We start from the raw sequence: 20482 nt of genomic DNA, 5'->3' as shown, positions 1-20482 counted from the left end.
TTGTTATGAACTCAAATACTTCAGTATTTCTTAATATATCGAGATGGTTATCTGCATTTTTTGTTGTATTCGAACACGCTCGTCATCTCGTTCTCGTGGATCTTAAGAACGTGGAAGATAACAGTATTTTTATTAAGATAATATATTTTCTATCCGGACTTGGTCATGAATCAGTAGTGATTTTTTTTGTTATAAGCGGATATTTGGTTGGCGGCCTTACTTTAGAGAAATGGCTGAAACATGGACCCAATCTCCTCACCTATTCAATAGCACGTGTTAGCCGAATTTATACAGTACTGATACCTGCACTTATTGCAGGAATCAGCATAGATTCACTTGGCTTATATTTCTTTAATTTATCTGAGATATACACGAACTCAAATCATTATCAAATTGGATCACTTAGCTATCTAATTAGTTCCTCAATGGATGCCACAACTTTTGCAGGAAATCTGCTTTTACTCCAAGGAATTTCAACTGGGTTTTTAGGTAGTAATGGTCCACTTTGGAGTCTTTCCTTCGAATGGTGGTATTACTGCATCTTTGGTCTAGTAGGAGCATCAGTTACAAGTAGTTGGAGGTTTCGATTTCTTTACGCATTTGCAGCATTAGCATTAGCCTATTGGTTGCCCGAAAAACTTGTTACATGGGGGCTAATTTGGTTGCTGGGAGTTTTTGCGTACTTTTGGATAAATAGCGAATGGCCCTGTCCTAATCCAGTAATAGGAATTTTCATCTTTGCTATAGCTTTGTCAATTTCGAGAATAAGTCATAACGTAGACAATGTTGGTAGTCCAGAGTCAATATATCGTGATTTCGGACTAGGTCTTGCCTATGTGTTTTTTTTAGCCAGCGCAAGTCGAATAAAAATAAAAATTCCATTCCAAAGATTGCACAATTCTCTTGCAAACTTCTCGTACTCTACATATATTTTTCATTTTCCAGCGTTGATATTCTGCATTGCATTTTGCTACCAAGTTTTGGGATTGAAATTCAGGCAACAGCCTGATGCTCTCGGTCTCATTTATATGTTAAGCGTGATAATTTTCATTTATTCCTATTGCTACTTATGGTTTGCAATTGCTGAGCGACACACTAATGATGTACGAGGTTACCTTAAGTCAATAATTTCAAGTAAAAATGAATCGAAAATCAAAACAGCAACTTGAAATCATCAGGATCATGAAAGCATGCATAAGATTTTTTACTTGAGCTATGCTAGTTTTAGGATTCCTGGGAAAAGTTCGAAAATGACAACCGCTGATGTTGTGATGCTAGCGATACGAAAGAAATTATTTTTTCTGTCCTTGTTCCGTAGCTAGGTTTAAAAAGCTTAGGAGAACAACATTGACTACCCTTGTCATCACCAACAGAAAATTGTTATCTACGTCTAATGGCTACGATTTACGAGTGTGGAATCTTTGTCGCGCATTGTCAGTGAATGAAAAACTAGTACTTTTAACTGTTCAAATTTCATCAGATAATTTTTTAGAGGATGGGACTTTGAATACGGAAGAAATTTTTTCCAACGTCTTCATGTCTGAATCCTCTGATGATTTAATGCCACTCATCTGGCGACATTTTCGTTTAAGTGAGGAACTATTTTTCAGATGGGGATATCCGTCATTCCAAGCTGCGGTAAGCAATCAAATTAGTCAAATATGTAATGATTTCAGCATCGATAAAATCATTGTTTTTGGTTCAAACTTAGTTGGCCTTACACGACAATTCAGCAGGAATAAACGACTTTTGTTGGATGTATGCGATAGCGTCGCGTTGACGATTGAGCGCGAAATTTCGATTGATAGTGAAAAATTTTTTACATTAGCAGGGTTGCAAAAGAGACTATGCCTCAAACGCTGGAGAATGTTAGAGAGTAAAACACCGCACTGGTTTGACCATGTTGTAACTATTAATCAGCGTGATACAGAAACTATTCAGACTCTATCAGGCGGTTGCACAAATTTATCGACAATCCCTAATGGTGTAGATCCGATGCTTGAGGATGCATACCAAGAAGGGTTCTGTAAGCGAAGAGGTGTTGCCTTTTGGGGTAACTTGTTGTTTGCCCCAAATTTAGCAGCAGTTAAATATTTCTATAACCAAGTATATTTACCTTACCTGAAACCTGCTTCCATTGAATGGTGTGTCATAGGAAGAGATCCCCCACAGTTTTTGGTGGATGCTTCTGTACAGGATGGAAATATTCGGTTGCTTGGTTTTGTAAAAAACTTGAACGCAATTTTGGTGGAATACCCGATCATGGTTAATCCCATGCTTAGTGGAAGTGGCATGAAGAACAAGGTTCTGGAAGCCACGGCCATGGGACTTGCAGTCGTGTCAACTTCGCTGGGGATGGAATCCATCAATGGCGCAATTGATGGCGAAACATATATGATGGCGGATCATCCGTACGAATTTTATAAATCAGTACTGGCTTTGCTTCAAGATGAAAAACGACGTATTGATATTCTTCGAGCCGCCCGAAAAATACTACTGCAAAAATACACGTGGAAAAATGTCGATCAAAATTGGGTGACTCTGGTGGGCAGTGTATTTCTAGAAAAAGCTGTTTAATCGCACCTAATAAAAATGGGGCGCAGTGATTACTAAGATCGCTGCGCCCCAGAATTACCAGCAAACTTATCTACATAGCTGGAATGTGGATCTAGAGAATCAAGGGATAGCCGGCGCCAAGGGCAGACGAGGCGTGCCGCCGCCACCGATACTGCTTGCACTGTTGTTATTCACAACATACAAGGCAACGATCAAACGTTGCACATCACGCGACCATGCAGTAGACCCAGCCGACCATATCTCCAAAGGTGTACCGTAGTCGGATTGAAACTGGGCTCTCACCGATCCATCAGGACCATTTTCTGCATTGAAAACAAAGTGCGAACCCCACGAGTCGTCAACAATGTACGCACCATAGTTTTGTAATGTCCATGCGAGTTGCTTTCCTGGCTCAGTCTCCATGCCCATACTGCTGATGTTGACCGATGGCGGAATGGCTAGTAGTGCACCCATCTTCATTGCAGTATTGCTGTTATTACTGACGGTTCCATAATGTCCGACGGCATAGCCATCAGCATTGGTTGCCGGCCAGCGATAGCAACTAGAAGCGGTTGTACACTTGTAGAGAGCCTGTGCTGCATACACGTTTACTTTAATCGCATGTCCTGGTCCTTTCTGACCGGGTCGCAGCTCACCTAACCTGATGGAACCACCAACTGCTGACATGCCCGAGCCACCGTGTGATCCCGTTATGCCATCTCCATAGATATCGACAGTTGGGAATGTCACCAGGCTAGTTGCGGGACCGCCAGCTGTGCACCGCGTCAAGGGCTGAGTTTGAACAATGGACCGACCATCAGGCATCAGGAAAGCGGCTGAACTATTGGATAGATCGTTTGAAATAATGTAATTGGTCGGCATAGGTACGCTGACCAGTTGACCGCCAGTTGCGGAGCAACGATTTCCACCTGACCAGCCTACACTGCTGTAATTCACAGCCGTCAATGGTGCGGTTGGTTTAAAAACAATGCGCTCGTCATCAATCTGAGGCATGCCGCCTGATTGAGCTGAGGACAAGTTTGCTGGCACATACACTGCACCGCTACCGATAGGCATATTCCAGATACTGCTACTTGCAAACGGTTGTTTTAATGGATCCCGTGTTCCAGTTGTTGGTGCGGGGACAGGTGCAGGTGCAGGTGCCGGTACTGGCGCTGGCGCTGGCGCTGGCGCTGGCGCTGGTGCTGGTGCTGGTGCTGGTGCTGTCTGTGCGCTGTTGTTGAAAACCAAGAATTCAAACAATGAATACCCCCACGGAGTTGCTCGTTTTATGCCATTCATTTTTACGTACCGAGCACTGACAGTGTTGAACTTAACCTCCTCAATACCGCCTACACCTGTAGTAGTACTGTATATGGTGTTCCACGTTAGACCGTCGCTCGACACTTGCAATTGATAGGAACTAGCATATGCGGTTTCCCACTTTAAAACAACCTGATTAATTGCTATTAAAGACCCCAAATCTACGCTGATCCATTGCGCATCACTATACTGAGATCCCCATCGACTTGTCAAGCTTCCGTCAACTGCCATGGCTGATGCCATACCAGCACTTTCGTCCGACGAAGATTTTGTACGCAAATTTAGTGCAAGATTACTTGAAACAGTCGTGTCGTTGTACACCTTGAACTCGAACAATGAGTAACCCCAGCTTGTTGCACGCTTGATGCCATTCATCCTTACGTATCGCGTGCTGACGGTGTTGAATTTGATGTCCTCAGTGCCACCAACACCAGCGCTTGTGCTGTAAACGGTATTCCATGTTGTGCTATCACTCGATGTTTGAATCTCGTAAGATTTACCATATGCGGCTTCCCAATTAAGTACTACATGGTTCACGCTGGTAACGGCTCCAAGATCGACTTTAATCCATTGCGCGTCGCTATAAAACGAGCTCCAACGGGTTAACAAATCACCATCCGCTGCATACGAGGCAGCTAGTCCAGATTCTGACGAGGACGAAGTCATCGTTTTGTTTGATGCCAGATTGCCTGAAGTGGATGGGGCAGTGACAACGGGTACCGTACTAGTTGATCGTAATGCTGATATTTGCACTGTCGCATCTGGTGTAGTGGCATTGGTATCGCCACCACCAGTTCCACCACCACCGCACGCTGCCAGCGCAGAAGCGCTGGCAATTAGTAGTAGGTTTCGAAACTGAAGTGAGGTGAATGGGTCTCTTTTGATGGTGGAGTGGGATTTGCTTATTACCGAGTTATCGATAACTTGGAACGGCAGAGCCGCTTGTAACTGAATTGATGCTTTCAAATTGATAGATGTGTTCATGATGTCTGTCCAAAAGTGATTAAATCGTAGGGTTTTCCTTCCAAGCGAAATGGTAAATACCCTACAAAAAAAATCGATAAATCTTTCAAACAGAGATGTTTGTCACATAGAAATTGAGAATAATCAACAACACGGCCAACTCATTTTGTGATATTGAGCATGAAGGCAACAACGTCTAGGCCTACATTACCTGTGCGCCTCCATTAACTAGGCAGAACACCCAGCCCGCTCGCTTACGCTTGACAAGAAAATTCCTCAGTTCAAAGTTCACAGATCACAGATCAGTACCGGCCTATCCGGATGGCTTTCATACAGAATTTCAACCGCCAAATTCAACTCGTGGCTCAATCGGAGCTCGCTTTTGCAATAACGCCTTCATCGAGAAAATATTTCGATAACCTAAAAAAAATGAAATTTAATAAACTAAGTTTCGGGCAAAAGGGATGCGTTGGCCACGAATAAGCCATGTCTACTAATTGATATTTAGCAATCAATAATTTGACTCAAAATTAATAATGAACACGGTGAACAATGCTCTGCCTGTGTCATATGCATTTGCTCTATCCCGAACAGACGAAGGTGAAGATGCGACAAATTTTTGAATACCATCCTGTGCTAGGTTACCGATACGTACCGAACATCAAGGTGCGTGTTATGCATGAAGGAGGTGGATATTTGCTTCAGGTTAATGAGTCAGGATTTCGTTCTGATCGCCCGTTTGTAAAAGAGAGTACTTCTGGCACTCCACGTGTGCTTTTTTTTGGCGACTCGTTCACTGCAGGCGACGCAGTAGCAAATCACGAGCGCTTCAGTGACTTGCTTGAAAAGAAAATCCCAGTTGAAACCTACAATTTCGGACTTTCCTCGTCCGGTACGGACCAACAGTACCTGGTATGGCGCGAGTATGCGCAAGACATTCAGCACGATTTAGTTGTAATAGCGGTATATGTGGAGAACCTAAGACGCATCGTTTCACGATATCGCCCGCACTATGATGAAGTTGGAATCAAACGGATATACGCCAAGCCGTACTACACACTGGAGCAAGGAATCTTGCATTTGCATCATGTTCCACCTCGTCGTGAACCGTTTGAGGCGCACGAACTTGGCACTGAAGAAGATAGCGTCGACAACGGTGGTAATTTTCCATTGCTTAGAAAAGCAGTAAATCTTCTGGGCATCAAGGATGCAATGCAACACATTACAAGATATCAACCTGTGCCCGCGTATAACTCGCCCGAAACGCCCGATTGGCAATTGATGCGTGCCATTCTGCTCAAGTGGGTGAGAGAAATCCCCAGTCCCGTGGTGATTATGCCAATCCCGTTACACCAACACATTGACCAAACTTGTGACGCATCAGGATATCAAATGCGGTTTAGCGAAGTGGCAGCCGAATTGGGATGCACGCTTCACGACCCATTGCAGGCGCTGCTTCAATACGACCACGTAAAGCGTGGGCGTTTGCGTTTCAAAACAGACCCGCACTTTACGCCTGTGGGAAACGAAGTGATTGCTAATTCATTGCAGCCCGTGTTGTCGAGACTGCTTCAACATCGCAATAACTCATCAGGGAGCAGGCATGGGAAAGACAATTCTCGGAATTTCGGCGTTCTATCATGACTCAGCTGCGGCAATTGTTCGAGATGGAGAGATCGTCGCTGCGGCGCAGGAAGAGCGGTTTACGCGAAAAAAGCACGATCCACGCTTTCCTGAAAATGCCATCAACTATTGTCTGGAGGAGGCATTTACCGAAGCTAGCGCTCTTGACGCGGTCATTTTTTACGACAACCCTCTAACCACGTTCGACAGGATCGTGCAGAGCGCCATCGCCACCGGCGTAGAAGGTCGTACACAATTTATCAAAGCCGCAGGCTCTCTGCTTGGCGAAAAACTTTGGGTCAACCAATTCGTTGAACGCACGATCGGGACGGTTGGCCGTGAGGGTCGTGTCCTCTTTTCCGACCATCACATGGCGCATGCTGCTAGCGCCTTTTACCCATCGCCCTTCGAAAGTGCGGCAATTCTCACAATGGATGGTGTCGGCGAGTGGGCTACCACCAGTTTAGGCGTCGGACGTGGGAACTCCATAGAACTATTTTCAGAAATTAATTACCCGCATTCGCTTGGCTTGTTGTACAGCGCAATGACTTACTTCTGTGGCTTCAAGGTCAATTCTGGCGAGTACAAGCTTATGGGTCTAGCACCATATGGTGAGCCAAAATTCAGTGACGTGATCCGTCGAAACCTGATCGATGTGCGAGACGATGGATCATACCGATTGGACATGTCCTACTTTGGCTATTTGGACGGCACGATAATGACTAATGAGCGATTTGACACGTTGTTCAATGGGACGGCACGTCAGCCTGAATCGCCCATTACGCGTCGTGAAATGGACCTCGCTGCCAGTATTCAGAAAATAACTGAAGAAATCGTCTTGAAGACGTCAATTTACTTACGACGAACCACAGGAGAGAAGAATATTGTGATGGCTGGTGGTGTAGCCCTCAACTGCGTTGCCAACGGCAAGATGCTGGCACAGAAAATATTTGATAAGGTGTGGATTCAACCTGCTGCAGGTGATGCAGGCGGTGCTCTAGGTGCCGCGCTCATAGGCAACCACGTATATTTTGACGAGCCGCGTCATGTTGATCAAAATGGGTACGATTCACAAAAAGGAAGTTTTCTGGGTCCACGCTACTCTAGTGACGAAGTATCAGCATTTATAGACCGAAAGAGTCTTCCGCACCAACGCATAACAGACAACACTTCACGCGCTAAAACTGTTGCACGAGCACTGGCCGATGGAAAAATTGTCGGTTGGTTTTCCGGACGGATGGAGTTTGGGCCTCGCTCACTCGGAGCACGATCAATCTTGGGCGATCCTCGAAATAAGGAAACACAGGCCGTAATGAACATGAAAATTAAATTCCGTGAATCGTTTCGACCGTTTGCGCCGAGCGTATTGCAAGAAAGATGCGCGGAGTATTTTGATCTGGACGTAGACAGTCCTTACATGCTGCTGATTGCACCTGTGCTGGAGTCGAGGAGACTGCAGATGGACCTGACGAATTTTAATGACGGCAACGACGACATGATGAATATCATCAATCAACCCCGTAGCGACGTACCAGCAGTAACACACGTTGATTACTCGGCACGCATCCAAACAGTCGATATGCATACTAATCCGAACTACCATGCAGTGATCAAGGCATTTGAAGACTTAACCGGTTTCGCAATGCTGGTCAATACATCCTTCAATGTGCGTGGCGAACCTATTGTTTGCAGTCCGCAAGATGCATACCGATGTTTCATGAGGACTGAAATTGACCTACTTGTGCTTGAGGACTGTCTACTTTGGCGAAAAGATCAACCCCCGTTTAAAGACCATGAAAACTGGAAGGAAACCTATGCTCTCGACTAATGAAGATAGTTCAAATGAGATGATCGGTGCTCTGTTCGATGACGTTATTCTTCCTCTCGCGTTGAAAGCACAAACTAGCGGAGACCTGTCATTTCCGTTGATACCTGACAGTAATCCTCAAAGTTACTATGTACGACCCGCCCGTGCCACTATGACGCAAGAGGATTTCACGGCGGCTTCTTGCCTCGATTGTGATGACTTTGCTCAACGACTAGCGGCATATTGGAAAACGAGCAAACGCGATGACTTACTGATCTCAGTACCGCGTTTTGTAGCCGTTGCACGTGAAGTACAAGCGAATTTCGATATTACGGAACATCAGGAAGCTGAAATCTCTGAACTTATCTACGTAATGTTTTAATCTACAACAGTTGATTGGCGATAACAACCTGTTGTTTTCTATGTGTATTTACTTTGACGTCACAATTGTTCAGCGTACCGCAAGCTAGAAACACATCCCAATGTCAGGGATGGAAGTTGAATTTGCCTTGCATCATGATCAATCAGTAAGCATTTTGGTCCTTTAGAACTAAATGAATTGTTTTGAAGATAATGTAAGCATCCAGACGTAGAGACCAATTGCGAAGGTAGTCCAAGTCATAATCTATGCGCCCCTGCATCTTGTCCAATGTTTTTGTTTCTCCTCGGTAGCCGTTGACCTGAGCCCAACCAGTAATGCCTGGCTTCACTTTGTGTCGAACCATGTAGCCTTTGATCAGTTTACGATAGAGTTCGTTGTGAGCAATAGCATGAGGACGAGGGCCCACAACACTCATATGACCCTGCAAAACGTTTATAAATTGGGGAAGTTCATCAAGTGAAGACTTGCGTAAAAATGCCCCAAGTCGAGTGATTCGCGCATCATTAAGCTGAGCTTGCTGAATGTTTGAACCGTCCTCAGTGACGGTCATGGAACGAAATTTGTAAACCAATATTTCTTCACCATCGAGGCCATAGCGGCGTTGCTTGAAAATGATGGGGCCAGGAGATTCGAATCTGACTGCTGCCGCAATTACGAGCATCAGCGGGAAGATCATACTCAGGATAAAAAGTGAAAAAACAATATCACTGATCCGCTTTACGACACCATTGACAGACTTGAAAGGTGTTTCGCAGACAGAAATAACGGGCATACCGCATACTGTTCCGGCGTGACCCTGAATCAGGTCGGTGACGAACATATCCGGCACAAAATAGATAGATGCGGTAGTGTCTTTTAGTTCGTCCAGAAGCTGAAGAATTCGAGGTTGCGAAACCATGGGCAGCGACAGGTAAATGATCTGGATATGATGCGTCTGGATGAGGCTAGTTAATTGGCTAAGTGTGCCTAGAACATTGTTTTGACTATTGTTGTCGACTCGCTGGGCACTTCGGTTATCCACAAAACCAGTGAGTGAAATTCTGGCATAGGGCGTCTGCCTAATACGGGTTGCAAGCGCCAAACCTTGTTTGTTCAAACCCACAATAAGTGCGCGCTGCGGTGGGCCTTGCATTTTGAGTAATGCAGGAGCAACTCGGCGCAGCCAAAAGCTTGCGCCCACCTCTGTGAGCGGGGCTACCCACAACCAGGTCGTAAGCGCAGGTATTGAGAATTCTCGAATGTAACTGGTGGCGAAACCTGTGAACAGCAATAAGCAAGCCACCCAAATCCAGTTAAGAGTGATATCAAATAGCATGGTTAAACCGGACGACTGCAACCTAACTTTACTAGGAAAGACAAGGGCAAAAACAATGAGAGAAAGTATCAGATAAATCGGCAGGACTTGACCTTCAAAGTAGTAGATAAGTCCTAAAAGAGAAATAACATGTGCTGCGGGACCTATAGATGACTCAATCAATGTCAGCAGATTGTCATTTCCTAATGGAACGTGCTTTGAACTCTTGTTCAGTGGTGCTGCTGTGAGGATGCCTTGAGTTTTAAACATGGTTGGTTATTACCATGAATGGTTTACTGAATAATTTATATCGTTCTATAAAATTCTTTCTCTCGCGATGCAAAAAATTATTGTCGCTTAGTGAACCCGTCAACAGAAATTCATAGCGTTCATTATCATTGCATGCCTGATTTGAGATTACTTTCATCAACCCTATGACAATGACTCGATGAGGGAATAACTTGCTTACAAAAAAATTGTCGATTATCTTGTAGAACTTATGATTGCTTAATGTGAAATTCAGGCCGTCACTTTTAGCTATATTTTCGAATATGCAACGTTCACTGTCTACCATATAGAAGTTAACGTAGACGATGACAAAGCCTGTACTCAGCTGAGTGCAGCACTGAATAGAGTTTTTAGATTGAAGAATAAAAAACAACATATGAATTCAAATTGATGAAAATTTTTTCAAAAATATGACTTATTCAGCTCAGACTTCTTCTTAGAACATCATGCTGTTCATTACAACTTTAGGATGAAAATTTTTAAATGACAAATATCAAAGTTGTCATGTTGTTGTTCCTACAATTTGCGTGTTGAAATTTTTTTGAATGACCTACTTTCACGGTCAAAAAAAATTGTATGGCTGCATTTGCTGCATATGCAATTCAACCTGCACTATGACATGATCAAGGTTTTTAGAATGCGTCTTACGGTGCTAGATTGAACCGAAAAATTTAATGCGAGACGCGTCGACAAACAATTGATGGGTTATCAGTATTAGCGTCTACGCGCTGAAGCCAAGCTTCACGCCAATACAGACTACTATTGCGAGGACAGTTTTTAACACACAAGCCTTGGCATGTGACCCCCTTCAAAGCAACTGTGTTTTTGAGGCGAACCATTGCCCCTGTCTGCTCAAGAATGATCTTTTGAACTGGGTGAGAAACCTGATATCGCCCTCCAATATATTCGGACATGGCCGGTACAAACTCAAGCCCTAGATTTCTGCGACCAACATCCAGCGTTGATCTGATAATTTCGGCTTGCTTAACGTCAACCCACTCTCCATGCTTGAGTCCCAATTCGACAGGAATGCCTTTTTTTAAAGTCCCAACTAATGATCCGACCTCTTCAAACCCAAATAATTTATGAAGAACTGTTCGATACACAATGCGCAAGAAATCAGCTATCAGCAATTCACCATTGCGTATTTCATCCAAAAATTGACCAATGTTCCAACGAGATAGATTAGAGGTTGCTGTATACAACTCGGTAGATTGACAATAGTAACGATCCGAAACTCGAGTTTGCAGCCAGTCAAGCTTACATTTATCAACACTGATGGCACCTACGAAAGACTCAGAAGTGGGAGTTCCGTCCTCAACGGGCTGGAGCCATGCCTCTTTCCAAAAAAATGGGCAGTTGCGTTGACAACCGTCATGACTTCCACCATCGCACCGTAGTTCCTCCAAAGTAACAGTTCCTTTCATGCTACGTATGCCATGACCTTCAACACAAGTCTTATTGACTCGACGAAATACACGCGCATTCGAACCACAGTACTTAACCATCTCAGGCATAAATGGCACGCCATCATATTTTCCATCTACATCCAGTGTGGCAGCTATTTCACTTACGCTGCGAACCTTTACCATTTGTCCACGGAGAAACCTATGTCCAAAAATTTTAGTGTTGAGTTTCATGTTCATATGCATATCCAGGCAATGTAAATTTGTAGTGTCAGTACTGATACAAAATTCACAGTCAATATTTAAAGTAGAAAATCTTAAAAGCAAGATAAAAAAAGTGATTGATGATTGTCAAAATTTGTGTCGAGGTATGCCTACATTAGCAACTGACATATCAGAAACAAGTAGATCTAAGTAAAAACTTAGACACAAGTTACGCCAGCACGACAAACATCAATTTATACGTACTTTCACACGATATTCTTCATCACTTCTTATAAGGAGTGAAAAAGTGAAAACTGTCATGTTGCTTGGGCCTTCCTTGGAAGCTGTTAGTGGTGTCAGCACTCATTTGAATCAGTTGATGCATAGTCACCTTGTAAACGAATTCAATTTCGTTCATTTTCAAGTTGGAAGCCAAGGGCGTAATGAAACTGCGATTAAAAAAACTTTCCGGTTAGTTTTTAGTCCACTACAGTTTTTTTGGCGAATGCTTCAACAGAGTCCACATATCATTCATGTGAACACAACTATGGATCCAAAGGGGTATTGGCGCGACATGGTTTATCTGCTCATTGCACGTTCATTGGGCAAAAAAATTGTTTACCAAGTTCATGGCGGTGCTCTACCCCAATTCTTCTTTAGAAATAGCCAAGTACTATCCTATCTACTTAAGTGGATCCTACGAACTGCTGACCTGGTTGTTGTACTTGGTCAAGAATCACTTACAGCCTATCGGTCATTCATCCCGGGATTGAATGTAGAAGCGATCCCCAATGCAATAACACCCGGAGAGGACCCCTATTGGAAGCGTACACCCATCCGGAAAGATAAGCCTTTGTGCTTGGTTTACGTAGGTCGCTTAGCTGAAAGCAAAGGTGTACTCGAAATCATAGATGCCTTGGCGATATTGCATCGTGATAAAAGATCTATCTATTTGACTGTTGCGGGACTTGGACCCGCTGAAGTAGAAATGAGAAAAAAGGTAACTGATCATGATCTACATGAGTATGTCAAATTTGTAGGTATTGTCCATGGCGCAGAGAAAGAACGCATATGGGTTGAGTCTGATCTTTTTGTGTTTCCAACTTACCACGAAGCACTACCTTACGCGCTATTGGAAAGCATGGCTGCACGTACGCCTCCACTTATTAGTCCAGTTGGAGAAATTCCAGATGTAGTTGAGGATGGCGTACATGGACTCTTTGTTCCGCAACGAAACCCGCAAGCGTTGGCGACTGCGATATCTCGACTAGATAATGACCGTGATTTGATTAATCGCATGGGTGAATCAGGCCGTCAGCGTATCGTAAATTACTACACCAATGACCGATTAGCAAATGATTTCGGTAGCGCTTACCTAGATGTTTTAAGTCGGAATATTAAGCAAGTCACTATGCATGCTTGAGGAGCAAAAATGTTACGTAGAGGAACACCTGTACTGGGAGCATTTATTGATACTTTATCGTGGGACGAAACCACGGCAAAAATTGTGTCATGGGGATCCGCCCATGAATCACGGTATGTTTGTGCTTGCAATGTACACTCGGTTGTGACTACCACAACAGACCCTGAATTTAAGGCGGCTGTAAATTTCTCGGACATGTCTCTACCAGATGGTGCCCCAATTGCATGGGCCTGTAGGCGTTTAGGCTTTCCCACACAAGAGCGAATCAATGGTCCGGACCTTATGTGGCGATATCTTCGTGAGGCTGAGCGTCTTGGACAGTCGGTCTACTTTTACGGCAGTACGGAATACATTCTTAACAAGTTGCGTAGTTCCCTAAAGGTCAGCTTTCCTGACTTGGTCGTGGTGGGCATGAGGTCACCGAAGTTTGGCGTTTTATCCTTGTCTGAGGATGAAGCGGACATATGCAGCATCAATGACTCCGGTGCAAATGTTCTGTTTGTCGGATTGGGCTGCCCTAAGCAGGAAAAGTGGATGGCCGCACATCGAGGACGCGTGCAGGCTGTCATGATTGGAGTTGGTGCTGCATTCGATTTTCATTCAGGATCGATCCACCGAGCACCACGATGGATGCAACAGAATGGACTTGAGTGGATTCATCGGTTGTACAGTGAGCCAAGGAGGTTGTTTAAGCGCTATCTTTCTACCAACACGAAATTTATGATTGGAATTTCAAGACAATTAATTTCAATGAGACTTAATGCCCATGAGAAATAATCAAGCATACGACCACCAAACACTTGATAGTTACTAGATTTCTGATCAATTTTCTTCAAAAAAAAGCGCGTACTTTTTTTTCAAAATTGATTGCAATCCTTGAAATTATCCAGCCTCTTCGGCCTGGTTCCATAAGGTGGTTTTTTACAATTCGACCAACACCCTTGTACGCTGTACGTATAGCGTACGCGCCATTAAGAATACTTTCTAAGTATGAGCGATATACAACAACACGCTGCAAGTCGAACTGAACTCCAAGAAGTCGATATTTGTAGTCCAACCTACCCCATAGAAAATGAAACGTCTTTCCACCACTGATAATTGATTCACGAATGGTTAGATAACAACACAGTATTCCTAGGCTAAAGCGGTCGTATTTCGGGTCGTGAGCAAGCACATGCAGAAAATAGTTTGCCCCTAACTTGCTACATATTGCTCCAGCGCACACATTCCCTTCGATGGTTGCCACACCAACAAAACCATGTTTTCGTACAAGATTTATCAATTTTCTTGTATTTTCCTCGTTATGCAAAGAAACCTGTTTTTTGCCAATAATTCTTGCACAACTAAGTTGAATGATTTCATGAATTAGGACATCAGTCAGGTCCTGAGCTGCACAAATCTTAAATTCAAATGATGGAAATTTGCGCTGAACCAACTTACTGTAATGACTAATATTTTGGCGCGTTGACTTGCCTAGACTGCTGAGATAAATTTCTGGCGAATCGGGTAACTTGAGCACAATGTCTTCAAGACATGTGAAGCATTGATAGGGAAACGGTAACTTTTTAATAGTAGTTTTTATTGCATTAAATTTTATAACTGATACTGTTCTATATTTAGAGAAAACTGCTTTCGAAAAAAGTTCAATATCATTTCCATCTAACGATATACATTCGTTAATAACCTCTACCTTGTTTTCATTTTGTTGAAATACCAATACAGTCACTACTATTCCCACCTTGCGACGCACATATGTATTTGCGTTTAAAGTACGTCCATCAATATGGAATTTTGATGCAGAAGAAAAAATGTTCTCATAAAGTCTGTTTAACTCTAAAGCAAGATAATCAGGAATTTCATCTTCATAAAAATCGACATTATTTTCCTCAGACACAGTAAATACACTATCGCTATTTCCACGAAGAAGGGATTGAAGCATTGGGCGCTACGTCAGACTTTGTTGTCCGTATTCTGTTCAAAGCGCATAACCGGATCGCTTGAATTCGCGTACCCGGCTGATGATGCGTGCTGCAACTCGCGAAAATATGTCTTCCCGTCGATCAGACAGTAGCAACCATAGCTTAGATCGACGCACATAGGCTTCTAAAGACATTGGGAGTGCGCTTGCAGTATGCAAAATATAGTGGCCGATATTTTTGTACACAACTAAATAATCCAGGTACAGCAAAATACCCAGAAAATCAAATTTATATCTATGTGTTGATCCACCAAAGCGTACTTCGCTGCCGCCTCTCGTAATGCATTCAGATATCATCAGGTAGCAACACACCATTCCGAGTTTGTAGTCATCAAACTTTGGATCATGCGCCAATACATGGGCAAAGTATGTCGAACCTACGCGGTAGCAGACAGCACCAGCACAAACACGATCGTTGATCTTCAGGGTAAGAACTAACCCATAAACATTCGCCAAACGAATCAAACGTTGCGTTTCCTCATCACTGTTGTATGTCACCTTTTCCTTAACCGCCATTCTTTCATTATTAAGGTTAACGATATCGAAGATATCTTGAGCGTTAATATCACCTTTTAAGCTGGCTTCAGCACGAAATGATGGAAATGTAGTTGTTATCTTTTTTAGATTACTACGAACGTGTCGACGGGTGCTTTTTCCAAGACTTGTGAGATATGCATCAGTCTTTTCCGGCAACGTCACAACTATTTCTGGCAAACAGTAATTTCGGCGAAAAAGATAAGGAATCTTGCCTTGTGTTGGCATTAATCCCCAGTATGAAATATACGTTACAGATTTGTATCGCAAGAAAACCGCTTTGGAAAATCTTGAAATTTCAACAACATTTATATATGTTTGCTCGTTTAGAACAATGGCCTTATTATTTTCAATTCTAAATATTATTGCTGAAATTATATTTTGGCCTTTTAACGCCACATAAGAAGATATATTTTTTGAATTCTCGTATATTCTTAAACGCGCTACCGTCGAGTAGATACTTTGGTACAAACGTTCCAGTTCTAGTTCTATAAATTCTGGAACCTCGCCTTCATAAAATGAGATTGTTATCTCATCTGAAGTTACGACCACATTAGCATCACTCATCCCAACTAGCGGGTAAATGTTACTTTCAACAGGAATTACTTGCGCTTGATTTTTAACTTCGTTGAAAATTTCGGCCATTTATCGCTCCATTTTTACTAGCCTTGAAAGCCTGCTTGTACTGTCGCATCTCAGCTTGGAACTACCGTACTCGCGCAGAAACACCAATCAACTTCAACTCCTCTACTTGACTATCCTCCTCTTTCACCATTCCATAGGTATAGCCATAACCATACCGGCTCGGCCTCTGCTCCATATCATTGAGCAGTACACCTTTAGCCGAAAGCCCAGACTGCCGAAGCCGATTTAGCGATTCCCTCACCTCTTCTTCAGTTGTGACCCCTGCCCTCGTCATGATGTAAATTGCACCGGCATGAGCGCCTATGGTCAAGGCATCTGAAACCGCCAGAATAGGTGTTGAATCCACCAGAATGAGGTCGTAATTTTCAGACAAGGATTTAATCATTTCGCCAAAACGTGGACGCAACAACAAGTCAGATGGATTTGATGGAAGACTGCCCGTTGAAATGAAATCCAGTGTGGGCATGACACCTCGGTGAATGATCTTCTCTACTGGAATATTTTCAGCAATGTACTCAGACAAACCACCCTGCCTTGCCACACCGAGGTACTTGTGCAGTTGACCATTGCGCAAATCTGCATCTACCAGTAAGACTCTTTTCCCGGATGTCGCCGTGATTGCGGCTAAGTTGATAGAAACGAATGATTTGCCTACGCCTGGAGTTGCACCAGTCATCATGACCACATTATTTTTTGCATGTGTCATGGAATAATGCAATGCATTACAGAAACTCCGCAAGCTCTCTATTGCCATGTCAGCTGAAGAAACATTTGCAAGTAGTGGCAGTTTTGTAAACTTGTTACCGTCGCTAGCGTGCAGTTTTTTCAGTAATTTGCTATGCGGAATGGTGGCATAAACTGGCACACCAAACATCTTCTCTATCTGATCCGGATCATCAATCGTGCCGTTTAGCCTTCTTCTAATAAATGCACTCATCATTCCTAGAAACAACCCCAGAAACAGTGAAAGCGTGATGATCACAGACGCCGATTTGACTGGTTTTTCAGGCTTCATCGGCGCATCGACCATCCGAACGTTACTAACCTTTCCTGCTGTAATCAAACGCAGTTGTTGTGCCGTGTTAAGCAACGCTGTGTATAGTTCAGTATTTACCTTGATGTCTCGGTTCAAACCCAATAGCTCTTGCTCCATCATCGGCAATTTTTTGATATATCCAGAGATTGATGAAATTTCATAATCCATCTCCTTGATCTGAGAGTTTATGCCGGCAACGATTGGATGCTCCTCGGTGAATCTCGTTTGCAACTCCATTTTCTTTTGGAGAAGTTCCATTCGTTTGCTTTTCGCGGAAGAAATTTGTTGCAAGCTTATTTTGCCCTCTTCACTCAAGTCAATTGTTCCATGACTAGCTCTAAACAGGTTGTATTTGGCCTCGGACTGCTCAAGCTGCCGCTTTAGATCTGGCATCTGTGTTTCAAGGAAGTTGAGTGATTTTTCTGCTTCTTCTGTTTTTCTCGCCTGATTCTGAAGCAGATATTCCTTACCAATTTCACTTAACGTGTCGCTTAATTGTTTGGGATTTACACCTTTGAGTGTCACACTGACAACGCCGGATTGCTTGCCTTGTTCTGCTATGGTCAAAGTCTTTTGTATTTCTTCAGCTGTACTTAAACGCGGCGCGCGTTGCAAAGTGAATTGCGCACCTGGATTGGCATAAAGTTGATCAACTTGCAGCTCAATATTTCCGGTAGAGGTACTAGCAAGAAGTGTTTTACCTACCTGACCTTTCCATTCTTTCTCCCCGCCAGGTGCCATTATTCGGTATTGGTTATTGCCATCCGCTGTGAGTACGAACCTATGGTTTAAATAGACTTCTGGTACATTGAAAACTGGAACAATTATTTTTTCCACACCCCATACATACCCTTCCATGCCGAATAATCCTGGCGTTGACAGTACATCTCGGTACTGTGCGATCTTGCTACCGATTAATGGAAAATATTTTGGGCGTGCGTCAATGTACAAACGCAGCTTATCAACCGCTCGTAAAACCACTAATCGAGAGCGTAGAAGCTCCATTTCAGAAGTCGCAGATGACTTCACATCGAATGTCGAGGCCATTTCACCGAGAATATTTTTTGATCCGTTCGGGCGCCCATCTTCTTCAACATGGATCAACATATTCGCCACGTAAACCGGATTTGATAGAAACGCAAATCCACAACCCAACAGTGTGACCATCAAAGTAATACTCACAATTAGCCAACGATTGTCATAAAGGATTCCAAAATAGGGTTTTAACCCTGTCTCATATCCATCCTCTTGCATCCTCGCTGGCAATGGCCCCGTTAGCAAAACAGGATTCGATTTAACACTTGAATTATTCATCATGGTGCAGTCGCGAGTTGGAACTCTCCAGTGTTATTACTATTGAATGAACGCAGGTACGCACTCCAATCGTCAATGCCCTGACTTATCAACGATAGAGCATCCAGAAACGCCTGGCATTCCTTTTGATAAGGGTCGGGAACATCGAAGTTGCTGTACTCACCCAGGCGCCACACCTTGTTTTTGAAGCCAGGATATCTAACTTCAATCTCGTGTTTTTGTGCTCGGTCCATTGTCAAAACAAGATCAGCCTCTTCGATCATCCATACTCCTATTTTTCGAGCTCGATGTCCGCGAATGTCAATGCCTCTGCTCCATACTGAATCTACTGCCATGCGATCAACCGACGCGCCGTTGAGCGCATGCAGGCCGGCAGAATAGACCATCATTTCAGGTAATTTCTGGCGCATCAATCCCTCTGCCATCGGACTTCGGCATATGTTGCCCGTGCAGATGAATAAAATATTCCTAATCATCGCACCGGACCTGTGAGTGAGGTTAACGAGCTCGGAAAGAGTAGGCTAATTCCACGATGCCAGTTTGTCAGCGCATTAGGCGCAACATAGACAACATCTTTGGGCTCTAGTTCAAACTCTTCAGCTGTCGCCATTGCACTAGGATTCGTAGCATCTAGCTGATACACCACAGGAGATTTGTTTGTTTTACGAACTACATAGACTTGTCGTCCATCCGCAGTAATGACGTTGACACCACCAGATTCTCCCAACGCTTCATTCAACGTCAAGTGTCCGTTGTGCATGATGAGCGCCCTTGGAGCCGTTACCTCACCTGACACAAAAACCTTGCTCTCATCTCGTGAAAGTACGCGGACAACGTCGCCGTTTACCAACATAATATTTGTCGGATTTATTCCTTTTTGAAGCAATCGCAACAAATTTAGCCGGTAAATAGTACCTGCACGATTCAGAATAATCTGGCTTTGGTCTCCAGTAGGCAAGAACCCACCTGCGCGATTGATTGCATCAATCAATGTCATCGGAATATCGTTGATGGCCTGAAGACCGGGCGACTTGACTTCACCATCAATATAAACACGTTTGCTGCGGTGAGACTGCACACGCAGCGATATCTTTGGTTGGTTAATGTAGCGCGCCAGTTGAGTCGTCAGCAGTATGCGCGCCTGCTCCTCAGTTAGCCCAGCCATCTTGAGGACGCCAGTATGTGGAAATTGCACTGTTCCGTCATAGTCAACAATGAACCCTGTTGCTGGTATAGAAGACCCATCAGGATCAGAGCCCGATATACCTGCTGACTGTGGTGCCCTGGTCGCGCTGGCAAGCTCTGGATGATCCCAAACAACAATGGACAGAACATCTCCAGCATCAATGACATATTGGGTCGGGGTAACACTCAACTGGCTGATGTCTTGCCCAATTTGACGCTCACTGAGTTCACGCTGTTCCTTGATGAGCTCTGATGTAATCAGTGTGGTAGCAGGCATGTCTCCAGCAGAACCTGGAATACCTGTAGGAATTCTGTTGGCCGCAGCATATGAAGACTGGCTGGCGCATCCATATAGTGCAGTCACTAGTAATAGAGCAACTAGAAATAACGTTAAGTTCAATTTCATGATCGAAAAATTATGCATAGTGTCCATCTCAAGTGGGTTTTTTCTCAGCGCGATTTAGGACCGCCGCTTTTGTGTGTCAAGAATAATATTTCAGCTCTTTACAGTTTTGTTAAAT

The 20482-nt window shown here is 43.7% G+C and carries 15 protein-coding genes; 7 read left to right on the top strand and 8 right to left on the bottom strand.

Features of this window, described 5'->3' with window-relative positions; all coding sequences use genetic code 11:
* The first annotated feature begins 5 nt into the window (after window positions 1–5).
* On the top strand, window positions 6–1169 hold the full coding sequence (locus tag WCG50_RS03460; RefSeq protein ID WP_336898175.1) for an acyltransferase: 1164 nt from the start codon (window positions 6–8) through the stop codon (window positions 1167–1169).
* 178 nt (window positions 1170–1347) lie between these two features.
* The gene (locus WCG50_RS03455; protein ID WP_336898174.1) at window positions 1348–2577 is read left to right on the top strand and encodes a glycosyltransferase family 4 protein; all 1230 of its coding nucleotides are present in this window, start codon (window positions 1348–1350) and stop codon (window positions 2575–2577) included.
* A 99-nt stretch (window positions 2578–2676) separates the two neighbouring features.
* Here the strand turns inward: WCG50_RS03455 and WCG50_RS03450 are convergent, their stop codons facing one another.
* On the bottom strand, window positions 2677–4863 hold the full coding sequence (locus WCG50_RS03450; RefSeq protein WP_336898173.1) for a discoidin domain-containing protein: 2187 nt from the start codon (window positions 4861–4863) through the stop codon (window positions 2677–2679).
* A gap of 549 nt (window positions 4864–5412) precedes the next feature.
* Here WCG50_RS03450 and WCG50_RS03445 point away from each other — a divergent pair.
* The 3 genes from WCG50_RS03445 to WCG50_RS03435 are packed head-to-tail and all read left to right on the top strand — an operon-like array spanning window position 5413 to window position 8654.
* Window positions 5413–6486: a hypothetical protein gene (locus tag WCG50_RS03445; protein ID WP_336898172.1), complete on the top strand. Its 1074-nt coding sequence runs from the start codon at window positions 5413–5415 to the stop codon at window positions 6484–6486.
* Entirely contained in the window at window positions 6446–8293 is a 1848-nt protein-coding gene (locus tag WCG50_RS03440) for a carbamoyltransferase (protein WP_336898171.1), read from the top strand. The genes WCG50_RS03445 and WCG50_RS03440 overlap by 41 nt, the downstream gene beginning before the upstream one ends.
* Window positions 8280–8654, top strand: a complete 375-nt coding sequence (locus WCG50_RS03435; RefSeq protein ID WP_336898170.1) for a hypothetical protein — start codon at window positions 8280–8282, stop codon at window positions 8652–8654. Before WCG50_RS03440 ends, WCG50_RS03435 begins: the two co-directional genes overlap by 14 nt.
* Before the next feature lie 142 nt (window positions 8655–8796).
* On the opposite strand, the gene WCG50_RS03430 is transcribed toward WCG50_RS03435, so the two are convergent.
* Both WCG50_RS03430 and WCG50_RS03425 read right to left on the bottom strand, forming a co-directional pair.
* The gene (locus WCG50_RS03430; protein WP_336898169.1) at window positions 8797–10218 is read right to left on the bottom strand and encodes an undecaprenyl-phosphate glucose phosphotransferase; all 1422 of its coding nucleotides are present in this window, start codon (window positions 10216–10218) and stop codon (window positions 8797–8799) included.
* A gap of 689 nt (window positions 10219–10907) precedes the next feature.
* Entirely contained in the window at window positions 10908–11882 is a 975-nt protein-coding gene (locus tag WCG50_RS03425) for a hypothetical protein (RefSeq protein WP_336898168.1), read from the bottom strand.
* 271 nt (window positions 11883–12153) lie between these two features.
* On the opposite strand from WCG50_RS03425, the gene WCG50_RS03420 reads away from it, so the two are divergent.
* Window positions 12154–13269 (top strand): glycosyltransferase family 4 protein, encoded by a 1116-nt coding sequence (locus WCG50_RS03420; RefSeq protein ID WP_336898167.1) that lies wholly within the window; start codon window positions 12154–12156, stop codon window positions 13267–13269.
* 9 nt (window positions 13270–13278) lie between these two features.
* A complete protein-coding gene (locus tag WCG50_RS03415) occupies window positions 13279–14046 on the top strand; it encodes a WecB/TagA/CpsF family glycosyltransferase (protein ID WP_336898166.1) in 768 nt (255 codons plus the stop codon).
* 55 nt (window positions 14047–14101) lie between these two features.
* Here WCG50_RS03415 and WCG50_RS03410 read toward each other — a convergent pair whose 3' ends face one another.
* The 5 genes from WCG50_RS03410 to WCG50_RS03390 all read right to left on the bottom strand — a co-directional run bounded on the left by WCG50_RS03410 (window position 14102) and on the right by WCG50_RS03390 (window position 20367).
* Window positions 14102–15208, bottom strand: coding sequence for a GNAT family N-acetyltransferase (locus tag WCG50_RS03410; protein ID WP_336898165.1), 1107 nt, complete (start codon window positions 15206–15208; stop codon window positions 14102–14104).
* Between the two features lie 36 nt (window positions 15209–15244).
* Window positions 15245–16426, bottom strand: a complete 1182-nt coding sequence (locus WCG50_RS03405) for a GNAT family N-acetyltransferase (protein ID WP_336898164.1) — start codon at window positions 16424–16426, stop codon at window positions 15245–15247.
* Window positions 16427–16487: 61 nt separating this feature from the next.
* Window positions 16488–18779, bottom strand: a complete 2292-nt coding sequence (locus WCG50_RS03400) for a polysaccharide biosynthesis tyrosine autokinase (protein WP_336898163.1) — start codon at window positions 18777–18779, stop codon at window positions 16488–16490.
* Window positions 18776–19252, bottom strand: a complete 477-nt coding sequence (locus tag WCG50_RS03395; RefSeq protein ID WP_336898162.1) for a low molecular weight protein-tyrosine-phosphatase — start codon at window positions 19250–19252, stop codon at window positions 18776–18778. The genes WCG50_RS03400 and WCG50_RS03395 overlap by 4 nt, the downstream gene beginning before the upstream one ends.
* Complete coding sequence (locus WCG50_RS03390) at window positions 19249–20367, bottom strand: polysaccharide biosynthesis/export family protein (RefSeq protein WP_336898161.1); 1119 nt, start codon at window positions 20365–20367, stop codon at window positions 19249–19251. Before WCG50_RS03390 ends, WCG50_RS03395 begins: the two co-directional genes overlap by 4 nt.
* Window positions 20368–20482 lie beyond the last annotated feature (115 nt).

The sequence above is a fragment of the Rhodoferax sp. genome, from assembly GCF_037143375.1.
GTDB lineage: Bacteria > Pseudomonadota > Gammaproteobacteria > Burkholderiales > Burkholderiaceae_C > Rhodoferax.
Note: the sequence above shows the minus strand (reverse complement) of the source record. Positions and strands in the feature narration are given on the sequence as shown.